The following is a 16,632-nucleotide window of genomic DNA, read 5'->3' as shown; positions in this document are numbered from 1 at the left end:
GCCCGCATGAGCGACTCCCTTGATCTCAGCCTTGATGGCGTAGAGCGCCGATCACTGGCTGACTTCACCGAACAGGCCTACCTCACCTACTCCATGTACGTGATCATGGACCGAGCGCTGCCGCATATCGGCGATGGACTCAAACCGGTGCAGCGGCGTATTGTCTATGCCATGAGCGAACTGGGCCTGGACGCCGATTCCAAACACAAAAAATCGGCCCGTACGGTCGGCGACGTGCTCGGTAAGTTTCACCCCCACGGCGACTCGGCTTGCTATGAAGCCATGGTGCTCATGGCGCAGCCCTTCAGCTACCGTTATACCCTGGTCGACGGCCAGGGCAACTGGGGTGCGCCGGACGATCCGAAGTCGTTCGCGGCGATGCGTTACACCGAAGCCCGCTTGTCCCGCTATTCAGAAGTCTTGCTCTCCGAGCTGGGCCAAGGCACCGCCGACTGGGTGCCGAACTTCGACGGCACCCTCAACGAGCCCGCCGTGCTGCCGGCCAGGCTGCCCAACATTCTGCTCAATGGCACCACCGGCATCGCCGTGGGCATGGCCACCGATGTACCGCCACATAACTTGCGCGAAGTCGCCAGTGCCTGCGTGCGTTTGCTGGACGAGCCCAAAGCGACGGTCGAGCAGCTGTGCGAGCACATTCAGGGCCCGGATTACCCCACCGAAGCGGAAATCATCACGCCGCGCGCCGACCTGCTGAAAATCTACGAAACCGGGCGCGGTTCGGTGCGCATGCGGGCGGTGTACCGCATCGAAGATGGCGACATTGTCGTCACCGCGCTGCCGCACCAAGTCTCCGGCGCCAAGGTGATGGAGCAGATCGCTGCGCAGATGCAGGCCAAGAAGCTGCCCATGGTGGCCGACCTGCGCGATGAGTCCGATCACGAACACCCGTGCCGTATCGTTATCATTGCCCGGTCTAACCGCGTCGATCTCGACGAACTGATGCAGCATCTGTTCGCGACCACCGAGCTTGAATCCAGTTACCGGGTCAACGTCAATATCATTGGCCTCGACGGCCGTCCGCAGCTGAAGAACCTGCGCGCGTTGCTGCTGGAATGGTTGGAGTTCCGGGTCAATACCGTTCGCCGGCGCTTGCAGCACCGGCTGGACAAGGTCGAGCGCCGCCTGCACCTGTTGGAAGGCTTGCTGGTGGCCTTTCTTAACTTGGACGAAGTCATCCACATCATCCGTACCGAGGACCAGCCCCGGCCGCGGTTGATCGAGCGCTTCGAGCTCAGCGAAATACAGGCCGACTACATCCTCGACACCCGGCTGCGGCAGTTGGCGCGCCTGGAAGAAATGAAAATCCGTGGCGAGCAGGACGAGCTTTCCAAAGAGCGCGCCAAGCTGTTGGCCCTGTTGGGCAGTGAAAGCAAACTGCGCAAGCTGGTACGCGCCGAGTTGATCAAAGACGCCGAGACCTACGGCGACGACCGTCGTTCGCCAATCGTCGCCCGGGCCGAAGCCCGCGCGCTCTCGGAAAACGAGCTGATGCCCACTGAGCCGGTGACCGTGGTGATGTCGGAAAAAGGCTGGGTGCGTTGCGCCAAGGGCCATGACATCGACGCCACCGGGCTCTCATACAAGGCCGGCGATGGCTACAAGGTGGCGGCCAATGGCCGTTCCAACCAGTTTGCCGTGTTCATCGACTCCACGGGCCGCAGTTATTCCGTGCCGGCCCATACGCTGCCGTCTGCACGTGGCCAGGGCGAGCCATTGACTGGCAGGCTCACGCCGCCCCCAGGCGCGTCGTTCGAATGCGTGTTGCTGCCTGAGGACAGCGCGCTGTACGTGATCGCTTCGGACGCCGGCTACGGCTTCGTGGTCAAAGGCGAAGACTTGCAGGCCAAGAACAAAGCGGGCAAGGCTTTGATCAGCCTGCCCAATGGGGCGAAAGTGCTTGCCCCACGGCCGGTGCCCGACCGCGACAACAATTGGCTGGCTGCCGTTACGACCGAAGGTCGGCTGCTGATTTTTAAAATCAGTGACCTGCCACAATTGGGTAAAGGAAAGGGTAATAAAATCATCGGGATTCCGGGTGATCGCGTGGTGACCCGTGAAGAGTTCGTCACCGACTTGGCGGTGATTACCGAAGGTTCGACCCTTGTATTGCAGGCTGGCAAGCGTACGCTGTCACTCAAGGCCGACGACCTCGAGCATTACAAAGGCGAGCGTGGTCGCCGTGGCAACAAGCTGCCCCGTGGATTCCAGCGGGTTGATGCGCTGCTGGTGGAAAGCACTGGCTGAAGGCCCGAGGCCGGGCTTGGCTAGCCGGTTTTATCCTAAAAGCTGGAGTCATAGCGCATATTCGCGGATGATAGGGGCCCTTTGTGGCACCGGCGTGGCTGAGTGCCCAAATGAATTCGTTAGATATCACTGCGGCAAGCCTTGTGGCGGCCGCCTGGATGGAATCATGACTTTTCTGCGCCTTCCCGTAGTTTTGTTGCTGACTGGCGTACTCGGATTAGCAGGGTGCAGCCTGCATCAGCCGGCGTCCCTGTACCAGCTCGACAGCGGCAACCCCGGCCAGCCAAAGCAGAGCAACGGCATGGCGGTGCTGTTGGGCCCCGTCTCCGTCGCCGATTACCTGCAACGCGAGACGCTGTTGCAGCGCCAGGCCGATGGCAGCCTCAAGGCCGCTTCCGATGGGCGCTGGGCCGGTAGCCTGGCGGCGGATATCGATCAACTGCTACTGCGCCAACTGGCGTGGCGCCTCGACAGCCAGCGCGTGATGCTGGCGCCAACCCCCAGCAGCGCCAACTTCAGCCCCGATGTGCAAGTGCTGTTGACCATCACCCGCCTCGATTCCGGCCGCTCAGAGCCGGCGATTCTCGACGCCCAGTGGCGCCTGATCGACCGCCGTGGCCGGGTGCGCGATAACCGTATCGTGCACCTTGAAGAAAAACACGACGGCGACACCGCCGCTCAGGTTCAGGCCCAGGGGGTGTTGCTGCAACGCTTGGCAGAGCAACTCACGGCCGCCGTCAGGCCGTTGGCCAATCAGCCCGCGTTGGTGGAAGACGCCCGTAAGGCAGCCCCTAAGGTGAGCAAGCAGGAACCGGATAAAGCCAGGATTCCCCAGGCCGTACCGATTCGCACCGAGATGGAAGTGTTTCGTTTCTAAGCCCACAAAAAAGCCCGCAGAAGCGGGCTTTTTTGTGGGTGCAGGCTTCAGGGTTTAGCCCGATTGCCGTCGTGCATCCGCGCCAGCTGCCGTTCCAGCAGCGAAGGGTAGGGTTCTAGCAGGCGCTCGACGCAGCATGCACCCTCTGGGCTTGCGATTGGGCGGATGCGGGCGCGTTGGCGGATCAAAGCATCGTCGCTGATCCTGCGCTCGACCAGCAGCAGGTTGCGGCTGTGCTGGGACAAGGCCAGCGCATCCTGGGCGGTTTCTGTCAGCAGCAGGTCGATCTGGCTCAAGCCGAACAAATCCTCGCCCAAGACCAAGCCCAACTGCAGTTGCAGGGTAATGCCGCTGTCAGCCACTTCGATTTGTAACGCATGCCCTAGGGCGCGCAGCAATTCGCCGCAGCAGATGGCGTTGGTCAGGTAGTCGTCGCCGCTGTCTTCGCTGTGGAACAGCATCAACGTGGCGCCATCGTTAAGCGTATGCAGCTCGCTCTGGTAAAGCGAAGCAGCCTGCTCGAGGCAGTCGCGGTAGCGCTGCAGCAGCTCCATCAAGCGCGCCCGTGGCAAGCGGCGCAGTTGCTCCTGCGCACCCAGTTGCACAGCCAGCACCGCGCTGGGGGTGGGCTCGCTGTGGGCGTGCAGCGCAACGCTGGTCTGGCTGGAGGTGGGCGGGGCCGCGGGTGTGCGTAGCTCAGAGAAGGGGTCGTCGCCGTCTTCTTCATCTTCTTCGGCTTCGATACGCCGTGGCATAGGCCGTGCGGCCAGGGCCGGTGGGGTATCGGCGCGCGGGCGCAGCGGCGCGACGGGCGCTGGGCGATGTTCGGGCACGGCTTCTTCGGGTTCGTCGTCCAGTTCAGGCTCAGGCTCGGGTTCCGGTATCTCCGGGGCCAAGCGCGTGTGCAACTGGCGCGCTAGATCGCCTATTTCGTCTTGACGATCGATCGCGGGCGTATAGGCGTCCAGGTCTCGTAGCCAGACGCGCAATTGCAGCAGCGGCGTTGAGATATGCCGGCCCAGGCGCAAGCTCAGGGTTAAGGACAACACCAGCAGGATTGCTGCCAGAATGCCCATGCTTTGCAGGCTGATGGTCAGCGGTTGCTGGAACTGGTCCATGTCGAGGCTGATGCGCAGCTGCCCGGCGGTGACGTCCTGGAAGGTGATCTTGGTTTCGTACAGCCCTTGGGACTCGCCCAACAGGCCACCGCGCGGGCGCTGCCCGGCCTCGGCCAGCACGCGGTTGTCCGGGCTGAAAATAGCCGCATGGGCCACCAGCGGGTTCTTCACCAGGTTATTGAGCAGCACGTTGAGGCTGAGGATGTCGTTGGACACCAGCAATTCCGTCGCCGAGGCCGCCGTTTGGGTGATTAGGCTCTGGCCCACGGCATCCGCTTGTTCGTGCATGGCCTGCTTGAATTGCAGGCCCATGACGCAGGCATAGATGACCAATGCCAAGGCCACCAGCAATAAATTATGGCTGGCAATGCGCAGGGCAATCGGTACACGGCGGTGGCGCAGTGCACGGAAGATCAGCAGGAAGAAGTTATCGGTTTTGACTGGCGTGGGCCGGTTCACTGCGCTCGGCTCTTTATGTCCGTGAAGTTGCTGCGCAGTATAGCGACCGACCCTTGGCGGGCAAAGCACTGCCTGTGCCCGATGGTCACTGAAAGCCGGTAGAATGCGGTTTTTTTCCATAGGCGGGGTGGGTCTTGCGCGAAATAGTCCTGATAAACATGAGCGGTGAAGATCGCCCGGGCTTGCTGATGGCCTTTACCGATGTACTGGCCCAAGGCGCGGCGAACATTCTCGACATCGACCAGCAGGCGAGCCGTGGCACCCAGATGCTCAGCGCCCTCGTGGAGTTTCGCCACGCCGGTGCGGGCCAATGCCTGGCGGCGTTATCGACCTATGCCAGCGAGCACGGCCAGTACTTCAACTGCACTCCCTGGGCTGAAGCGGACTACCAGCGCTGGGCGAACATGCAAGGGCAAGCGCAGCACCTATTGACGGTGTTGACGCGGCAATTGACCGCCGAGCAGTTGCAACGGGTCACGGCGACAGCCCGACAGCATGGCCTGAAAGTCGAGCGTATTGACCGTCTGTCGGCCTGTGTCGTTCTCGGCGCTCCTACCGAGCGCAGTAAGGCCTGCTTCGAGCTAACCGTCAGCGGTGAGCCCGCTGACCGCGAAGCACTGCGGGCCGATTTGCTCGCCTTGAGCCAAACCCTGGACATGGACATCGCCTGCCAACAAGACACCCTGTACCGGCGCCATCGGCGTTTGGCCGTATTCGACATGGACTCGACGCTGATCGAAGCAGAAGTGATCGACGAATTGGCCAAGGCTGCCGGGGTTGGTGAGCGCGTAGCGCAAATCACTGAGCGAGCGATGCGCGGTGAGATCGATTTCCGCGCCAGCTTTAAAGAGCGCCTGGCCCTGCTCAAAGGCTTGGATGTGAAAGTGCTGGATGACATCGGCGCCGCCCTGCGCCTGACCGAAGGCACCGAGGTACTGTTCGCCGAGCTGAAGCGGCTGGGCTACAAAACCGCGATTCTGTCGGGCGGCTTCACCTATTTCGCCAAGCAGCTCCAGGCTCGCTTGGGCATCGACTACGTGTTTGCCAATGAACTTGAGGTGGTGGATGGTCAATGCACGGGCGTGGCCATCGAGCCGATCGTCGATGCGCAGCGCAAGGCAGACCTGTTGCAAGAGTTAGCGCGCAAAGAGGGGCTGCAGTTGGAGCAGACCATCGCCGTGGGCGACGGTGCCAATGACTTGCCGATGCTGGCGATCGCTGGCCTGGGTGTTGCGTTCCGCGCCAAGCCACTGGTGAAACAGTCGGCCCAGCACTCTATTTCAACCTTGGGGTTGGACGGGCTGCTGTACTTGCTGGGTGAGCCAGACCGTCGATGATCTAAGGCCGTTACAGATCTTTCCACAGCGACTCGAAGTCTTCTTCGCCGATGACTTCGTCGCCCGCTGCACCGGCATGCCGAGGCGTGCCCTCCAGGTTACGGTATTCGAACTGATTGAAGCTGCCGGTGCTGGTCACGCGTTTGACCAGCCCGGCGGGCTGTTCGTCGCCGTTGGTGTTGATCAGCACTTTGTTGCCTTCCTGAAAAGGCAGGCGGGGCGCCAGAAGCGTGGCAGGGATATCGATCGCGCGGATTTCAGGCAATAGCAGGCCGCGCAGGTACTGGCTGCTTTCATTGTTGCTGCGCACCAGTTGCAGGCCGCAAGGCTGCGCGTGGGGGGCGACCAGCTCGATGCCCATCTGGGTGCCGCCGCTGCGTACCTGGCGGATCCAGCGCACGACCGCCACACTCCAGCCCTGGGCGGGTGTGTCTTGAATACCGACCATTTCACCGGCCTGTAGCTGGGGCGGGACCTCCCTGGGCCAGGCCAGGCAGTAACCCCCCGGGCTGTGGTTGACGATCTGCAAAGGGTAGGTCGGGAAATCCTGCTCGTGGTTGAACGCGCTGGACACGCCTTCGGCGCTAATGCTGTGGTATTGAATTTCTTCGTAGGGCAACAAGGCTTCGCCTGGGCCGTTCTTGTCCGAGTCCACCGCCTTGTTCCACACATCGCGATTGTCCAGGGCCGACTGGCGGCTGGAGAACTGCGCGTTACGCCCAGCATGGGGGTGTTGCAGGATTTCGCTGAAGGAGCGTTCCCCGCCAAGGTAGTAATGCAGTGCGCTCATGCCGATGCACACGGTCAGGGTGCCTTGGCCAGGCGTGCGCTGAAAGGTGCGCTCGGCCACATCGCCCCAGGCTGCGCTCAGGTGCTGAAGCAAGTCGAGGCTGAAGCCAGCCGGTACGAAGGTGGACTGATTGCGTTTTTCCGGGCTGAGCTCCAGGTAGTTCTTGATCGCGTCGACCAAGGCACTGGGGTCCAGCCCCAGCATGCTGGGGATCTGCTCGGCGGTGAAGAGTGTCTTGTAACGGGGCGGGCCATCCAGGCCAGGGGCCATGACAAACAGGCTGGATTCCGCTTCGGCCGGCAGCACTTTTACCAGAGGGCTCCAGCGCTCCATGACCTCGGCCAGGCGCGCGATCGAGGCCTGGCGCATCTGGTTGCAGCGCGAGGTACCCAGCAGCAAGGCGATCACATAGGTCTGCTGGATGCTCAGGCTGGGCACATGGTTGGCCAGGGGGTCGGCAATTACCTGGTTGGAGAGCTGGTGCTCGAGGGCTACCTGATACAGTTGGTGCAGTTCCAGCCACAGCCCTTCGGGCATCGGGCAATACAGCAGGTTGGCCCTGACCAGCGGCCCGTCAAGGCTGTGCAGGGCGCGCTGGATGGCGGTCGCCAACACTTGCGAGCGGTCCTTGCCGTAACGATTGGCCACTCGCACGATAATTTGCTTATAGCCTATGGCCAGGTGGTTTTGCAGGGCCTGGCACAGATTGGCCACCTTGCGCGCGCGCTCGTCCAGCACGATGGCCTGGTTGAGGAAGTGCCGTTCCAGGTGCTTGCACACGAAGTAGACTTCTGGGCGCAGCAGCTCCAGCAGCTGCAGGCGGTTCTCGCTGGGGGTGACCAACTGGTTCAGCTCGCCCAGACCTTGATACAGCAGGCGCGCGGTTTCCCCTAGATTGGCCTTGGGCAGTTGGGCGATCCAGCGCTTGAGATCGCGCGGGTTGGCCTCACAAAACGACAGGCTCAGCTGCGAAGGCGTCGGTGCGCGCAACAACAGATGGGGGCTAGGGCGAGACATCAATCAATGATTCCTGATTCCATCCGGTACCGGGTTAGGGCCGGGCGCTTGAGAGGCTATCCATTTGGCCCGTGCCCGGACTTTATCAGCATTGGAGAGCGGTCGCAGCCTTGTCGTTCCGTTACGGTCGACCACCTTTGGTGTTAGAGCGCTGGAGCTACCGGCAAGCCGATACCCTGGCCCATGCTGACCGGGCTCAAGGCGCCCAGTTCGGAGGCCCATTTCACTTGGCCTGGGCCAAACAACACGATGGCCGTTGAGCCCAGCTTGAAGCGGCCCATTTCTGCGCCTTTCTCTAACACGACGGGCGCGCGGGCGGCCTCATCGTAGCGAAAGGTCTTCAGCTCGCGCTTAGGGGGCGTGACCAGCCCGGCCCAGACGGTCTCGATGGAGGCGACGATCATCGCGCCCACCAGCACCAAGGCCATTGGCCCGCGCTCGGTGTCGAACAGGCACACCACGCGCTCGTTGCGGGCGAACAGTTCCGGGACGTTTTCGGCGGTGGTCTGGTTGACCGAGAAGATGCGCCCGGGCACGTAGATCATTTCCCGCAGGGTGCCGGTCAGTGGCATGTGTACCCGGTGGTAGTCTTTGGGCGACAGGTAAATGGTGGCGAAATCGCCGCCCATGAACGGCGCGGCAATGGCCGCGTCACCGCCCAATAGCTCGAGAGCGCTGAAGCTATGGCCCTTGGCCTGAAAGATCCGCCCGTGCTCGATGGGCCCCAGTTGGCTGACCGCACCATCGGCAGGGCTGAGAATGGCCCCCGGCGTGGGGTCGAGGGGGCGCGCATCGGGCTTCAGGGCGCGGGTGAAGAAGGCGTTGAAATGCTCGTAGGCGGTGAGGTCTTCAACCTGAGCCTGGCCCATGTCGACTTGGTAGCGCTTGGCGAACCAGGCGGTAAAGGCATTTTTGAACCAGCGCACGCGGCATTCGGCTACGCAGCCGGCCAGGCGCGACAATAAGTGATGGGGCAGTAAGTATTGGCTGATGATGAACAAACGGTCTTTCATTGGTTTTCCTTGGCTGACACTTCGACTGGGGTGTCGGCGTGGTTGCCCCACTCGCCCCATGATCCGGCATAGCCTTTGACCCGCGGGTAACCCAATGCCTTGGCCACGAGGTAGGTGAAGCCAGAGCGATGGTGTGTCTGGCAGTGCGTGATGATTTCTTTGTCGGGGGTAATGCCTCGTTCGGCCAGCACCTGCGCGATGTCCGAGCGAATGCGCAGTGAGCGGGTGCTGTCCATCCCGGCGGTCCATTCGAAATGGGTCGCGCCCGGAATGTGCCCGCCCTTGGCGCTGAGGACTTTTTCGCCGGAGAACTCCAGCGGGCCCCGTGCGTCCCAGATGGCCAGGTCGGCTGCACCCAGGCGGCTCTGCAGGTATTCGCGGGTAGCGGTGGGTTCGCTGTGCAGGGTGAGCGCCACGCTGCCACCGTGGGGCGCGGGGACGTGCGTGTCCAGCGCCAGGCCGTCGGCCTCCCAGGCCAATACGCCGCCGTTCAGATAGTGGTAGCGGGAATGACCGATGACATCCAGCAGCCAGATGAAGCGCCCGGCCCAGCCACCGCCTTCGTCGTCGTATACCACGTAGACGGCGTTGGGGTTGTGCCCCAGCTCGCCGAACAGGCTTTCTAGCGTGGAGTGCTTGGGCAGCAGCCCAGGCGCAGGCGGCAAGCCCAGTTGAGTGCGCTTGGGGTCGACGAAGCGGGCGCCACGGATATGGCCCTGGTCGTAGCGCGCCTGGCTGGTGAGGTCGATCAGGATCAGTTCTGGAGCATCGAGGCGCGCGTGCAACTGCGCGGGTTCGATAACCAGGGGCAGGCCGGAGAATTCAGGCATTCAAAGCCTCCAGAGGACAATATGAGGCGCCGATTGTAGCGTAAGCATCAACCACCGCGCTGGCTAAAACCGTTGAAAGCACGCTCGATACATTGCGCGGTCTTACCGAACGCTTGCACGGTGATTTCCGACATCGGCCCGCCGCCCTGATCAGCGACCACCAGCATGATGACCCGGCCGTTGCTGCTCAGCGAACGCATCAGCAGGTGGTCGCCTTTGAACAGTCGGCGCAGGCTGGTGGGGATCAAGGCCGAAAACTGAGCGTTGTTCTCTGGGGTGATGCGTATCTGCGCAGGTTTGGCCAGCAAGCGTTGCAGTAGTGTGCTGTTGCTGACGGGCAGGTTGAGGATAGCCAAGTCGCTCGGCAGCCCCGCGCTTTGATGGGTGCGCAGGGCGCTGCTGTCGTTCTCGGCCATGAGCATGATCACCCGTTGCAAGCCGCAGGCAACCAACGCGTCGCGGGCATAGGTGGTCAAGTGCAGGGGGTTGTGGAAGCGGCTGGGCTCGACCAGCAGGTCGGCGCAGAATTTGCGCCATTCCACCAGTGCTTCGGCTGACGGCGGCGCCGCCGGCAGCAGGCCACGGTGCACGCGCCGTTCGCTCCACGGCCAGATCAGTGCTTCGGCGGGGTGGAACAGGTCGGGGTCGGCATGTTGCTGGGCGCTCTGCACCGCGTGCTGGTGCACCTGTTGTTGCAGCTCGGCCATGGGCACCTGCAGGTAGAGCGCGGCGAGGTATTGCCAGCGGGCCATGTGCGGGCAGTCCCAGGCCTGCTGGGCTGCCAGGGCCAGGCCGTTGGCCAGCAGTACGGTGTTGGCCGGCTGGTTGAGCAAGCGGCGCAGGCTGGGGTCTTCATCCATGCGCTGTTGCTGGCGCAGGGCGTCCTGGTCGTCACGGGCGATATGCAGCACGCGCACCAATAACCGCCGTTCGCTCAGCAGCAGCCGATAGCCATGGCGGACCCAGGCCGGCAAGTGCCAGTGCTCGGCCATGGTCAGGCACAGGCGCAGTAGGCGCACGCCGAACAGCTCCAGCTCGACGCTGCGGGCCGACTCACCCTTATGGATTACCCGCAGCTCCCATTCTTCGAGCAGTTGCGGGTGGGTCATCGCCAGCGGCCAGAGCGGCGCCAGAAACAGCAGGCTGCCCCAGTGGATTTCCTGCCAGAGCCGGGCCAGGCGGTTGCCGAACAAGCCATTGGCCTGCTGCGTGGCGTGCTGGCTGATCATCTGCAACTGGCGCAGCCCGTGGGGGATCTCGGCCTGGTCGAGGGCAGGTAGGCGCGCGAGCAGTTCCTCGGCCCGTTTAAGGCCCAGGCGATTGAGGGCTATCTCCAGGCTCTCGGCCGGTTCGGCGAGGTTGCGCTCGCTGTTATGCAGGTTGGCGGCGCGCATCATGCTCAGCACCAAAGCAGGGCTTTGTTGCATGGCTTCAGCGATGTCGCGCAGTGAACTGCGATTGTCGGCCAACGCCGCCTGCACCTGTTCATAGCTGTGGCGGGGGACCGGTAAGCTGACGCTGTCGAGCAGTTTCAGCCAGGCTTCGAGCGTATGTGGCGTTGGGCGGGTCATGGTTGCTTCATTCGCCTTGCAGAGAGGGCCGAACTGGCTTTTCACCAATCGTGGCTATAGTCTGGCGCAGAAGTGCCGATAAGTAGAAGGAGAGTTTTAAGAACTTCCGCTCTGATCCTGTCCACGACTGCGTAAGTGTTTCCTACCTATGGCTAAAATTATCGGCATCATCGTCGTATTCGCGAGTGTTCTCGGCGGATACGTGCTGTCCCACGGGCAAATCGCTGCGTTGATCCAGCCTTTCGAGGTGTTGATCATCGGTGGCGCGGCACTGGGCGCCTTCTTGCAGGCCAACCCCGGCTACATGACCATGAAGGTCCTGAAGAAGTCGTTGAAGATGTTTGGCTCGCGGTTCACCCACGCGTTCTATATGGAAGTGCTGAGCCTCATCTACGAGATCCTCAACAAAAGCCGGCGTGAAGGCATGATGGCGATCGAGGGTGATATCGAAGATGCTGCCTCCAGCCCGATTTTCGCCAAGTACCCGTCGGTGCTCAAAGACGAAGCCATGACGGCCTTTATCTGCGACTACCTGCGCATCATGTCGTCCGGCAACATGGCCCCCCATGAATTGGAAGGCCTGTTCGACATGGAGCTGTTGAGCATGAAGGAAGAGCTCGAGCACCCTTCCCATGCCGTGACCGGGGTTTCCGATGCACTGCCTGGTTTCGGCATCGTGGCGGCGGTACTCGGTATCGTGATCACCATGGCCTCCCTGGGTAGCGGTGACAAAGCCGCCATCGGTGCCCACGTGGGCGCGGCGCTGGTAGGTACGTTCCTGGGTATTTTGGCCGCTTATGGTTTCTTCGGCCCATTGGCCACGTGCCTGGCCCACGATGCCAAGGAAGAAGTGAACACCTATGAAGCCATCAAGGCCGCCCTGGTAGCTTCGGCTTCCGGTATGGCCCCTTCGCTGGCCGTAGAGTTTGGCCGTAAAGTGTTGTACCCGGCGCACCGGCCTAGCTTCGCCGAGCTGGAACAAGCGGTTCGCGGTCGCTAAGCCATGGAAAATAATCAGCCGATCATCATCAAGCGGGTCAAACGCTTCGGTGGCGGGCACCACGGCGGCGCCTGGAAAATTGCCTTCGCCGACTTCGCCACCGCGATGATGGCGTTCTTCTTGGTGCTGTGGCTGTTGTCCAACGCCACGCCCGAGCAGCAGTTGGCGATTGCCGGCTACTTCAAAGACCCTATCGGCTTCTCCGAAAGCGGCACGCCCTATGTCATTGACTTGGGCGGTTCGCCGCAGTTGTCCCCTGACGCAACGCTCAACCCGGAAATCAAAGACGAACCGGCGCAACCCCAGCCACAAAGCCAGAGCCAGGGCAGTGCCGATGGCGCCGATGCGCAAATCCAGGGCCGTGCCGAAGAAGTCGAGCGCGAGCGCCTTGAATTGCTGCTGCAAGAGTTGCAGAACAAAGTCGATCAGAACCCGGAACTGCAGAAATTCAAGGACCAGATCCTGTTCGAAATCACCCAGGACGGTTTGCGCATCCAGATCATGGACGCTGAAAACCGCCCTATGTTTGACCTGGGCAGTGCTCGGCTCAAGCCGTATTTCGAAGACATCCTGCTGGCCATGGCGGACACCATCAAAGCCGTGCCCAACAAGATCAGCATCAGCGGCCATACCGATGCCAAGCCATATGTCGGCAGTGGCGACTATGGTAACTGGGAGTTGTCGGCCAACCGCGCCAACGCGGCACGCCGTGCACTGACGGCCGGGGGCTACCCGGATGCTCAGGTCGCTCGGGTGGTGGGTAACGCGTCGTCTTCGTTGTTCGACCGCAAGAACCCGTTGAACCCGGTCAACCGCCGGATCGACATCGTGGTACTGACCAAAAAGGCCCAGCGCGACATCGAAGGCGAAGCCGCCCAGCCCGATGCCACGCAGCCCCCTGCCACGCCAGCGCCGGCGCCTGCCAAGCCGCCGGAAGCTTCGGCGACGCCGGTCGACCCTACCGCGCCAATCCAGCCCCGTGAGCTGCGCCAGCGCCTGAACATCTTTGAAGATGGCGTGCTCAAGTTGGACGAGCCAGGTAAGCAAGGGCAGCTCTGACACGGCCTACCACCCACGGGCCAGCCGGGTCTTGAAGCGTTTGTGGAAATGCTCGGCGCTTTCTCTGGCTTCATCGATGCGCTGGCTGGAGGACTCGGCCGAGTAGTCCTCCATGCCCATCATCCGGCTCTTGGTCGTCGACTGCCGGTATTCTTCGATGAACATAGCCAGGTCCCGCTCGTGTTTCATCTTCGGCCAATGTTCCAGGTACTGCGGCAGGTCTTCATAGCTGGTCTGGAACGAGCTGATTCTGCAGCCGCAGATGGTCGCTTCGCCAATTTCGAAAGGCACCCACCAAGACTTTGAAGTGGTTCTGGAGATCACGGCAATTAGATGGGTCGAGGCCTGGACGTTGCGGGTGATCACGCTAGTAATGTCATCGGTGGTCTGGGATTCCGCGTCCAGTACGTCCAGGTAAGTCTTGATCTCGGCGTCTCTCAAGCGCTTATTGATTTCCATGGCACGTATGCGATCGTTATGGCGGTAGCTGATAAATACGGGCATCAGAAATGTCCTTTTTGCGCGAGTTCACGGTAATAGGTGCCCAGTGCGGTCAGGCGGCAGCCCGAGCGGTTCATGGCGGCGAAGTACATGTGTTCGGCTTGCACCGGCTCCACCAGGCTGTGGCGGTTGCACTGCTGCAATTGGGCGAAAACTTCGCCCTTGATGCTGTCGTGGCTGGGGTCAGTAGGTTCGAAGCTGGGGTCCAGGGCAAACACCGAGTCGGGCTCGGGAAACCATTTGGGCAGCTTGCGCAGGGTCTGCTCGGGCACCAAGGGGGCGACGTCGCGTAACGAGACGAAACGCGACACGTTGGTCTTGAACACCGGCCGCTGCTCCCACTCATCCAGGGCGTTGTCGACAAAGGCATACAGGGCGCCGGGGGTGATTTTCCCCAAAACATTCGCGGCGCCACCGTGCAGTGCCTGCAACAGCAGGCGGGTGAACACCCCTTGGCCTGCGCATTCCAGGGCGGGCTCGGCTTTTTTGCAGGCGGTCAGAATGGTGATGCCTTCGCTCAGCGCGCTGGTCCCGGCCTTGAGCCCGCGGCCGTCAGCGGCTGCGCCGGCCTGGCAGCAGTCCAGAATGATGATTTTGTTCTTGATGCCCTGGGCGCGCTCGGCCCAATGCAGAATGTCACTGATGCGGATGCCATCGCTGGGGTTGCAGGCGTCCTGGCCAATAATCCGGCCCTCTTCAGTGCTGTCGTCGAACGCGCCGTGGCCGGCGAAGTAGAACAACGCAGTGTCGCAGTCCCCGGAAAACAGTTCCTGCAGCTGCTGTTCGATCAACGCTTTGGTGGGCTTATCCTGGGCGCTGGTGAGCAGCCGCCCTTTGAAATTCGGGCGGCCGCTGGCATGGCGCGACAGCACCGCGTACATCTCCATGGCATCGTTGTCACAGCCAGAGAGGTGGCTGACGTGCTGGTAGCCGTTGATACCGATAAACAAGGCTTTACGCATATGAACCCTCCGAACCGCTGGGCGGCGAAGGGTGCACATTTGTTCAAAGCAGGAATTGCCAACAAGGGTTTACCCTTGAATCAGAAGTTTCCTACTTCTTTGGGTAACTAATCCTACTGGATATGGCCCAGCGCAGTCAGCGGCTGTCTTCCGGCAGGCTGGCAATGATCGAACGGTAACTGTTCATCCGCTGCTGCTGCACGCGGCCGTCTTCCAAGGCCATGAGCAAGGCACAGCCCGGTTCGCGATCGTGCTTGCAGTCACGGAAACGGCAGCGCCCGAGCAGGTCATCGAACTCGATGAAACCGGCTTCGACATCGGCCCGGCTGACATGCCCCAGGCCGAATTCGCGGATACCGGGTGAGTCGATCAGTTCGCCGCCGCCGGGGAAATGGAACAGCCGCGCCGTGGTGGTGGTGTGGGTGCCTTGGCCCGACCACTCCGAAAGGGGGCCGACACGGGTCTGCACCTCGGGCAGCAAGCTGTTGACCAGCGATGATTTACCGACCCCGGACTGCCCGACGAACACGCTGATGTGCCCGTCCAGGCGAGTCTGCAGCTGCTGCATACCGTCGCCATGGTGCGCCGAGACCTCCAGGATTGGGTAGCCCAGTTGCCGATAGACCGCGAGCAGCGCATTGAGCGCCGCAGCGTTGTGTTCGTCGATCAGGTCAGCCTTGTTCAACAGCAACAAGGGGTGAATGCCCGCGTGTTCGGCGGCCACCAGATAGCGGTCGATCAGGTTGGCATGGGGCTCGGGCGCGGGAGCGAAGACGATGACGATCAGGTCGACGTTGGCTGCGACCGGTTTTAACTGGCCACGGCTGTCAGGCCGACGCAACTCGGTGCTGCGCGGCAACTGCGCGACGATCACCCCGATGCCTTGGTTGCCCGCTCGCCAGACCACTTGGTCGCCGGTGACCAGCGCCGGCAGGTTGGCTCGAAGGTAGCAGCGGCAGACTTGCCCGGCCAATTCGCCCTGAAGCGCTTCGACCTCCACTTGCACACCGAAGTGAGCGATCACCAGGCCCGTTTGCTCCGGGCCGAGGTCGCCGCCTTCCAGGGTTTCCAGCGCCTGGGACTCGCGCTTGGCGGCGCGGGAAGCGCGTTCGCCCTGGATTTTTTCGATGCGCCAGTTTTGGCGGCGGTTGAGCTGGCGTTTGGCCATGAATGTTCCGTATTGTGATGCAGGCTTTAGAAAGGCGCGATACTAGCATGCTCGCTACGCTAAACTGCGCATCTACGCCGAGGAGCAGACCATGCAGAACCCGCAAAATCTCATCTGGATCGACCTGGAAATGACCGGTCTGGACCCGGACCACGATGTCATCATCGAAATGGCGACCATCGTCACCGACAGCGACCTCAACACCCTGGCCGAAGGCCCGGTGATCGCCATCCACCACAGCGATGCCATCCTCGCCGGCATGGATGAATGGAACACGCGCCAGCATGGCGGCTCGGGCCTCACCCAGCGCGTTCGTGAAAGCCGTACTTCGATGCTCGAGGCCCAGGCGCAAACCATCGCGTTCCTGGAGCAGTGGGTGCCCAAGGGCAAGTCGCCGATCTGTGGCAACAGCATCTGCCAGGACCGGCGTTTCCTGTACCGGCACATGCGTGAGCTGGAGAACTACTTCCACTACCGCAACCTTGACGTCTCCACCCTCAAAGAGCTGGCAGCACGCTGGGCGCCTGAGGTCAAAGACAGCTTCAAGAAGGGCAGCACCCACTTGGCCCTCGACGACATCCGTGAGTCGATTGCCGAGCTCAAGCATTATCGTCAGCATTTCATTAAATACTGATCGGTTGCTACACGGTCGGCGACACGCTTTA

Annotated in this window: 14 protein-coding genes; 6 read left to right on the top strand and 8 right to left on the bottom strand. The window is 61.9% G+C overall.

Going from position 1 to position 16,632, the window contains the following annotated elements; all coding sequences use genetic code 11:
- Window positions 1-6: 6 nt before the first annotated feature.
- Together parC and QCL65_RS23485 are read left to right on the top strand one after the other, a co-directional pair.
- Complete coding sequence (gene parC, locus QCL65_RS23490; protein WP_407313131.1) at window positions 7-2,265, top strand: DNA topoisomerase IV subunit A; 2,259 nt, start codon at window positions 7-9, stop codon at window positions 2,263-2,265.
- Window positions 2,266-2,431: 166 nt separating this feature from the next.
- Complete coding sequence (locus tag QCL65_RS23485) at window positions 2,432-3,142, top strand: membrane integrity-associated transporter subunit PqiC (RefSeq protein ID WP_407313129.1); 711 nt, start codon at window positions 2,432-2,434, stop codon at window positions 3,140-3,142.
- A 47-nt stretch (window positions 3,143-3,189) separates the two neighbouring features.
- Here QCL65_RS23485 and QCL65_RS23480 read toward each other — a convergent pair whose 3' ends face one another.
- The gene (locus QCL65_RS23480) at window positions 3,190-4,719 is read right to left on the bottom strand and encodes a histidine kinase (protein ID WP_407313127.1); all 1,530 of its coding nucleotides are present in this window, start codon (window positions 4,717-4,719) and stop codon (window positions 3,190-3,192) included.
- 134 nt (window positions 4,720-4,853) lie between these two features.
- Between QCL65_RS23480 and serB the strand changes: the two genes are divergently transcribed.
- The gene (gene serB, locus QCL65_RS23475; protein ID WP_407313125.1) at window positions 4,854-6,056 is read left to right on the top strand and encodes a phosphoserine phosphatase SerB; all 1,203 of its coding nucleotides are present in this window, start codon (window positions 4,854-4,856) and stop codon (window positions 6,054-6,056) included.
- Window positions 6,057-6,066: 10 nt separating this feature from the next.
- Here serB and QCL65_RS23470 read toward each other — a convergent pair whose 3' ends face one another.
- The 4 genes from QCL65_RS23470 to QCL65_RS23455 form a co-directional block, all read right to left on the bottom strand.
- On the bottom strand, window positions 6,067-7,863 hold the full coding sequence (locus QCL65_RS23470) for a molecular chaperone (protein WP_407313123.1): 1,797 nt from the start codon (window positions 7,861-7,863) through the stop codon (window positions 6,067-6,069).
- Window positions 7,864-8,006: 143 nt separating this feature from the next.
- Window positions 8,007-8,876: an archaetidylserine decarboxylase gene (gene asd / locus QCL65_RS23465; protein ID WP_407313121.1), complete on the bottom strand. Its 870-nt coding sequence runs from the start codon at window positions 8,874-8,876 to the stop codon at window positions 8,007-8,009.
- Window positions 8,873-9,706: a rhodanese-like domain-containing protein gene (locus QCL65_RS23460; RefSeq protein ID WP_407313119.1), complete on the bottom strand. Its 834-nt coding sequence runs from the start codon at window positions 9,704-9,706 to the stop codon at window positions 8,873-8,875. Before QCL65_RS23460 ends, asd begins: the two co-directional genes overlap by 4 nt.
- 47 nt (window positions 9,707-9,753) lie before the next feature.
- Window positions 9,754-11,277, bottom strand: a complete 1,524-nt coding sequence (locus QCL65_RS23455) for an HDOD domain-containing protein (protein WP_407313117.1) — start codon at window positions 11,275-11,277, stop codon at window positions 9,754-9,756.
- A gap of 148 nt (window positions 11,278-11,425) precedes the next feature.
- Between QCL65_RS23455 and motA the strand changes: the two genes are divergently transcribed.
- Together motA and motB are read left to right on the top strand one after the other, a co-directional pair.
- The gene (gene motA, locus QCL65_RS23450; RefSeq protein ID WP_407313115.1) at window positions 11,426-12,277 is read left to right on the top strand and encodes a flagellar motor stator protein MotA; all 852 of its coding nucleotides are present in this window, start codon (window positions 11,426-11,428) and stop codon (window positions 12,275-12,277) included.
- A gap of 3 nt (window positions 12,278-12,280) precedes the next feature.
- Window positions 12,281-13,336, top strand: a complete 1,056-nt coding sequence (motB, locus tag QCL65_RS23445; protein ID WP_407313113.1) for a flagellar motor protein MotB — start codon at window positions 12,281-12,283, stop codon at window positions 13,334-13,336.
- A 6-nt stretch (window positions 13,337-13,342) separates the two neighbouring features.
- On the opposite strand, the gene QCL65_RS23440 is transcribed toward motB, so the two are convergent.
- From QCL65_RS23440 to rsgA, 3 genes are all read right to left on the bottom strand, one after another.
- Window positions 13,343-13,840, bottom strand: a complete 498-nt coding sequence (locus tag QCL65_RS23440) for a toll/interleukin-1 receptor domain-containing protein (RefSeq protein WP_407313110.1) — start codon at window positions 13,838-13,840, stop codon at window positions 13,343-13,345.
- Window positions 13,840-14,799, bottom strand: coding sequence for a caspase domain-containing protein (locus QCL65_RS23435; protein WP_407313108.1), 960 nt, complete (start codon window positions 14,797-14,799; stop codon window positions 13,840-13,842). Before QCL65_RS23435 ends, QCL65_RS23440 begins: the two co-directional genes overlap by 1 nt.
- A 136-nt stretch (window positions 14,800-14,935) precedes the next feature.
- Window positions 14,936-15,967 (bottom strand): small ribosomal subunit biogenesis GTPase RsgA, encoded by a 1,032-nt coding sequence (gene rsgA / locus QCL65_RS23430; protein ID WP_407313105.1) that lies wholly within the window; start codon window positions 15,965-15,967, stop codon window positions 14,936-14,938.
- 91 nt (window positions 15,968-16,058) lie between these two features.
- Here rsgA and orn point away from each other — a divergent pair, with 91 nt between their 5' ends.
- Complete coding sequence (gene orn / locus QCL65_RS23425; protein WP_407313103.1) at window positions 16,059-16,601, top strand: oligoribonuclease; 543 nt, start codon at window positions 16,059-16,061, stop codon at window positions 16,599-16,601.
- Window positions 16,602-16,632: the final 31 nt, after the last annotated feature.

Source organism: Pseudomonas sp. nanlin1, assembly GCF_045571515.1.
GTDB lineage: Bacteria > Pseudomonadota > Gammaproteobacteria > Pseudomonadales > Pseudomonadaceae > Aquipseudomonas.
This window is presented reverse-complemented; position numbering and strand designations above follow the sequence as displayed.

Coding starts and splice junctions, on each gene's coding strand:
- parC (WP_407313131.1), top strand. CDS start 7: ATGAGCGACTCCCTTGATCTCAGCCTTGATGGCGTAGAGCGCCGATCA.
- QCL65_RS23485 (WP_407313129.1), top strand. CDS start 2,432: ATGACTTTTCTGCGCCTTCCCGTAGTTTTGTTGCTGACTGGCGTACTC.
- QCL65_RS23470 (WP_407313123.1), bottom strand. CDS start 7,863: ATGTCTCGCCCTAGCCCCCATCTGTTGTTGCGCGCACCGACGCCTTCG.
- asd (WP_407313121.1), bottom strand. CDS start 8,876: ATGAAAGACCGTTTGTTCATCATCAGCCAATACTTACTGCCCCATCAC.
- QCL65_RS23460 (WP_407313119.1), bottom strand. CDS start 9,706: ATGCCTGAATTCTCCGGCCTGCCCCTGGTTATCGAACCCGCGCAGTTG.
- QCL65_RS23455 (WP_407313117.1), bottom strand. CDS start 11,277: ATGACCCGCCCAACGCCACATACGCTCGAAGCCTGGCTGAAACTGCTC.
- motA (WP_407313115.1), top strand. CDS start 11,426: ATGGCTAAAATTATCGGCATCATCGTCGTATTCGCGAGTGTTCTCGGC.
- motB (WP_407313113.1), top strand. CDS start 12,281: ATGGAAAATAATCAGCCGATCATCATCAAGCGGGTCAAACGCTTCGGT.
- QCL65_RS23440 (WP_407313110.1), bottom strand. CDS start 13,840: ATGCCCGTATTTATCAGCTACCGCCATAACGATCGCATACGTGCCATG.
- QCL65_RS23435 (WP_407313108.1), bottom strand. CDS start 14,799: ATGCGTAAAGCCTTGTTTATCGGTATCAACGGCTACCAGCACGTCAGC.
- rsgA (WP_407313105.1), bottom strand. CDS start 15,967: ATGGCCAAACGCCAGCTCAACCGCCGCCAAAACTGGCGCATCGAAAAA.
- orn (WP_407313103.1), top strand. CDS start 16,059: ATGCAGAACCCGCAAAATCTCATCTGGATCGACCTGGAAATGACCGGT.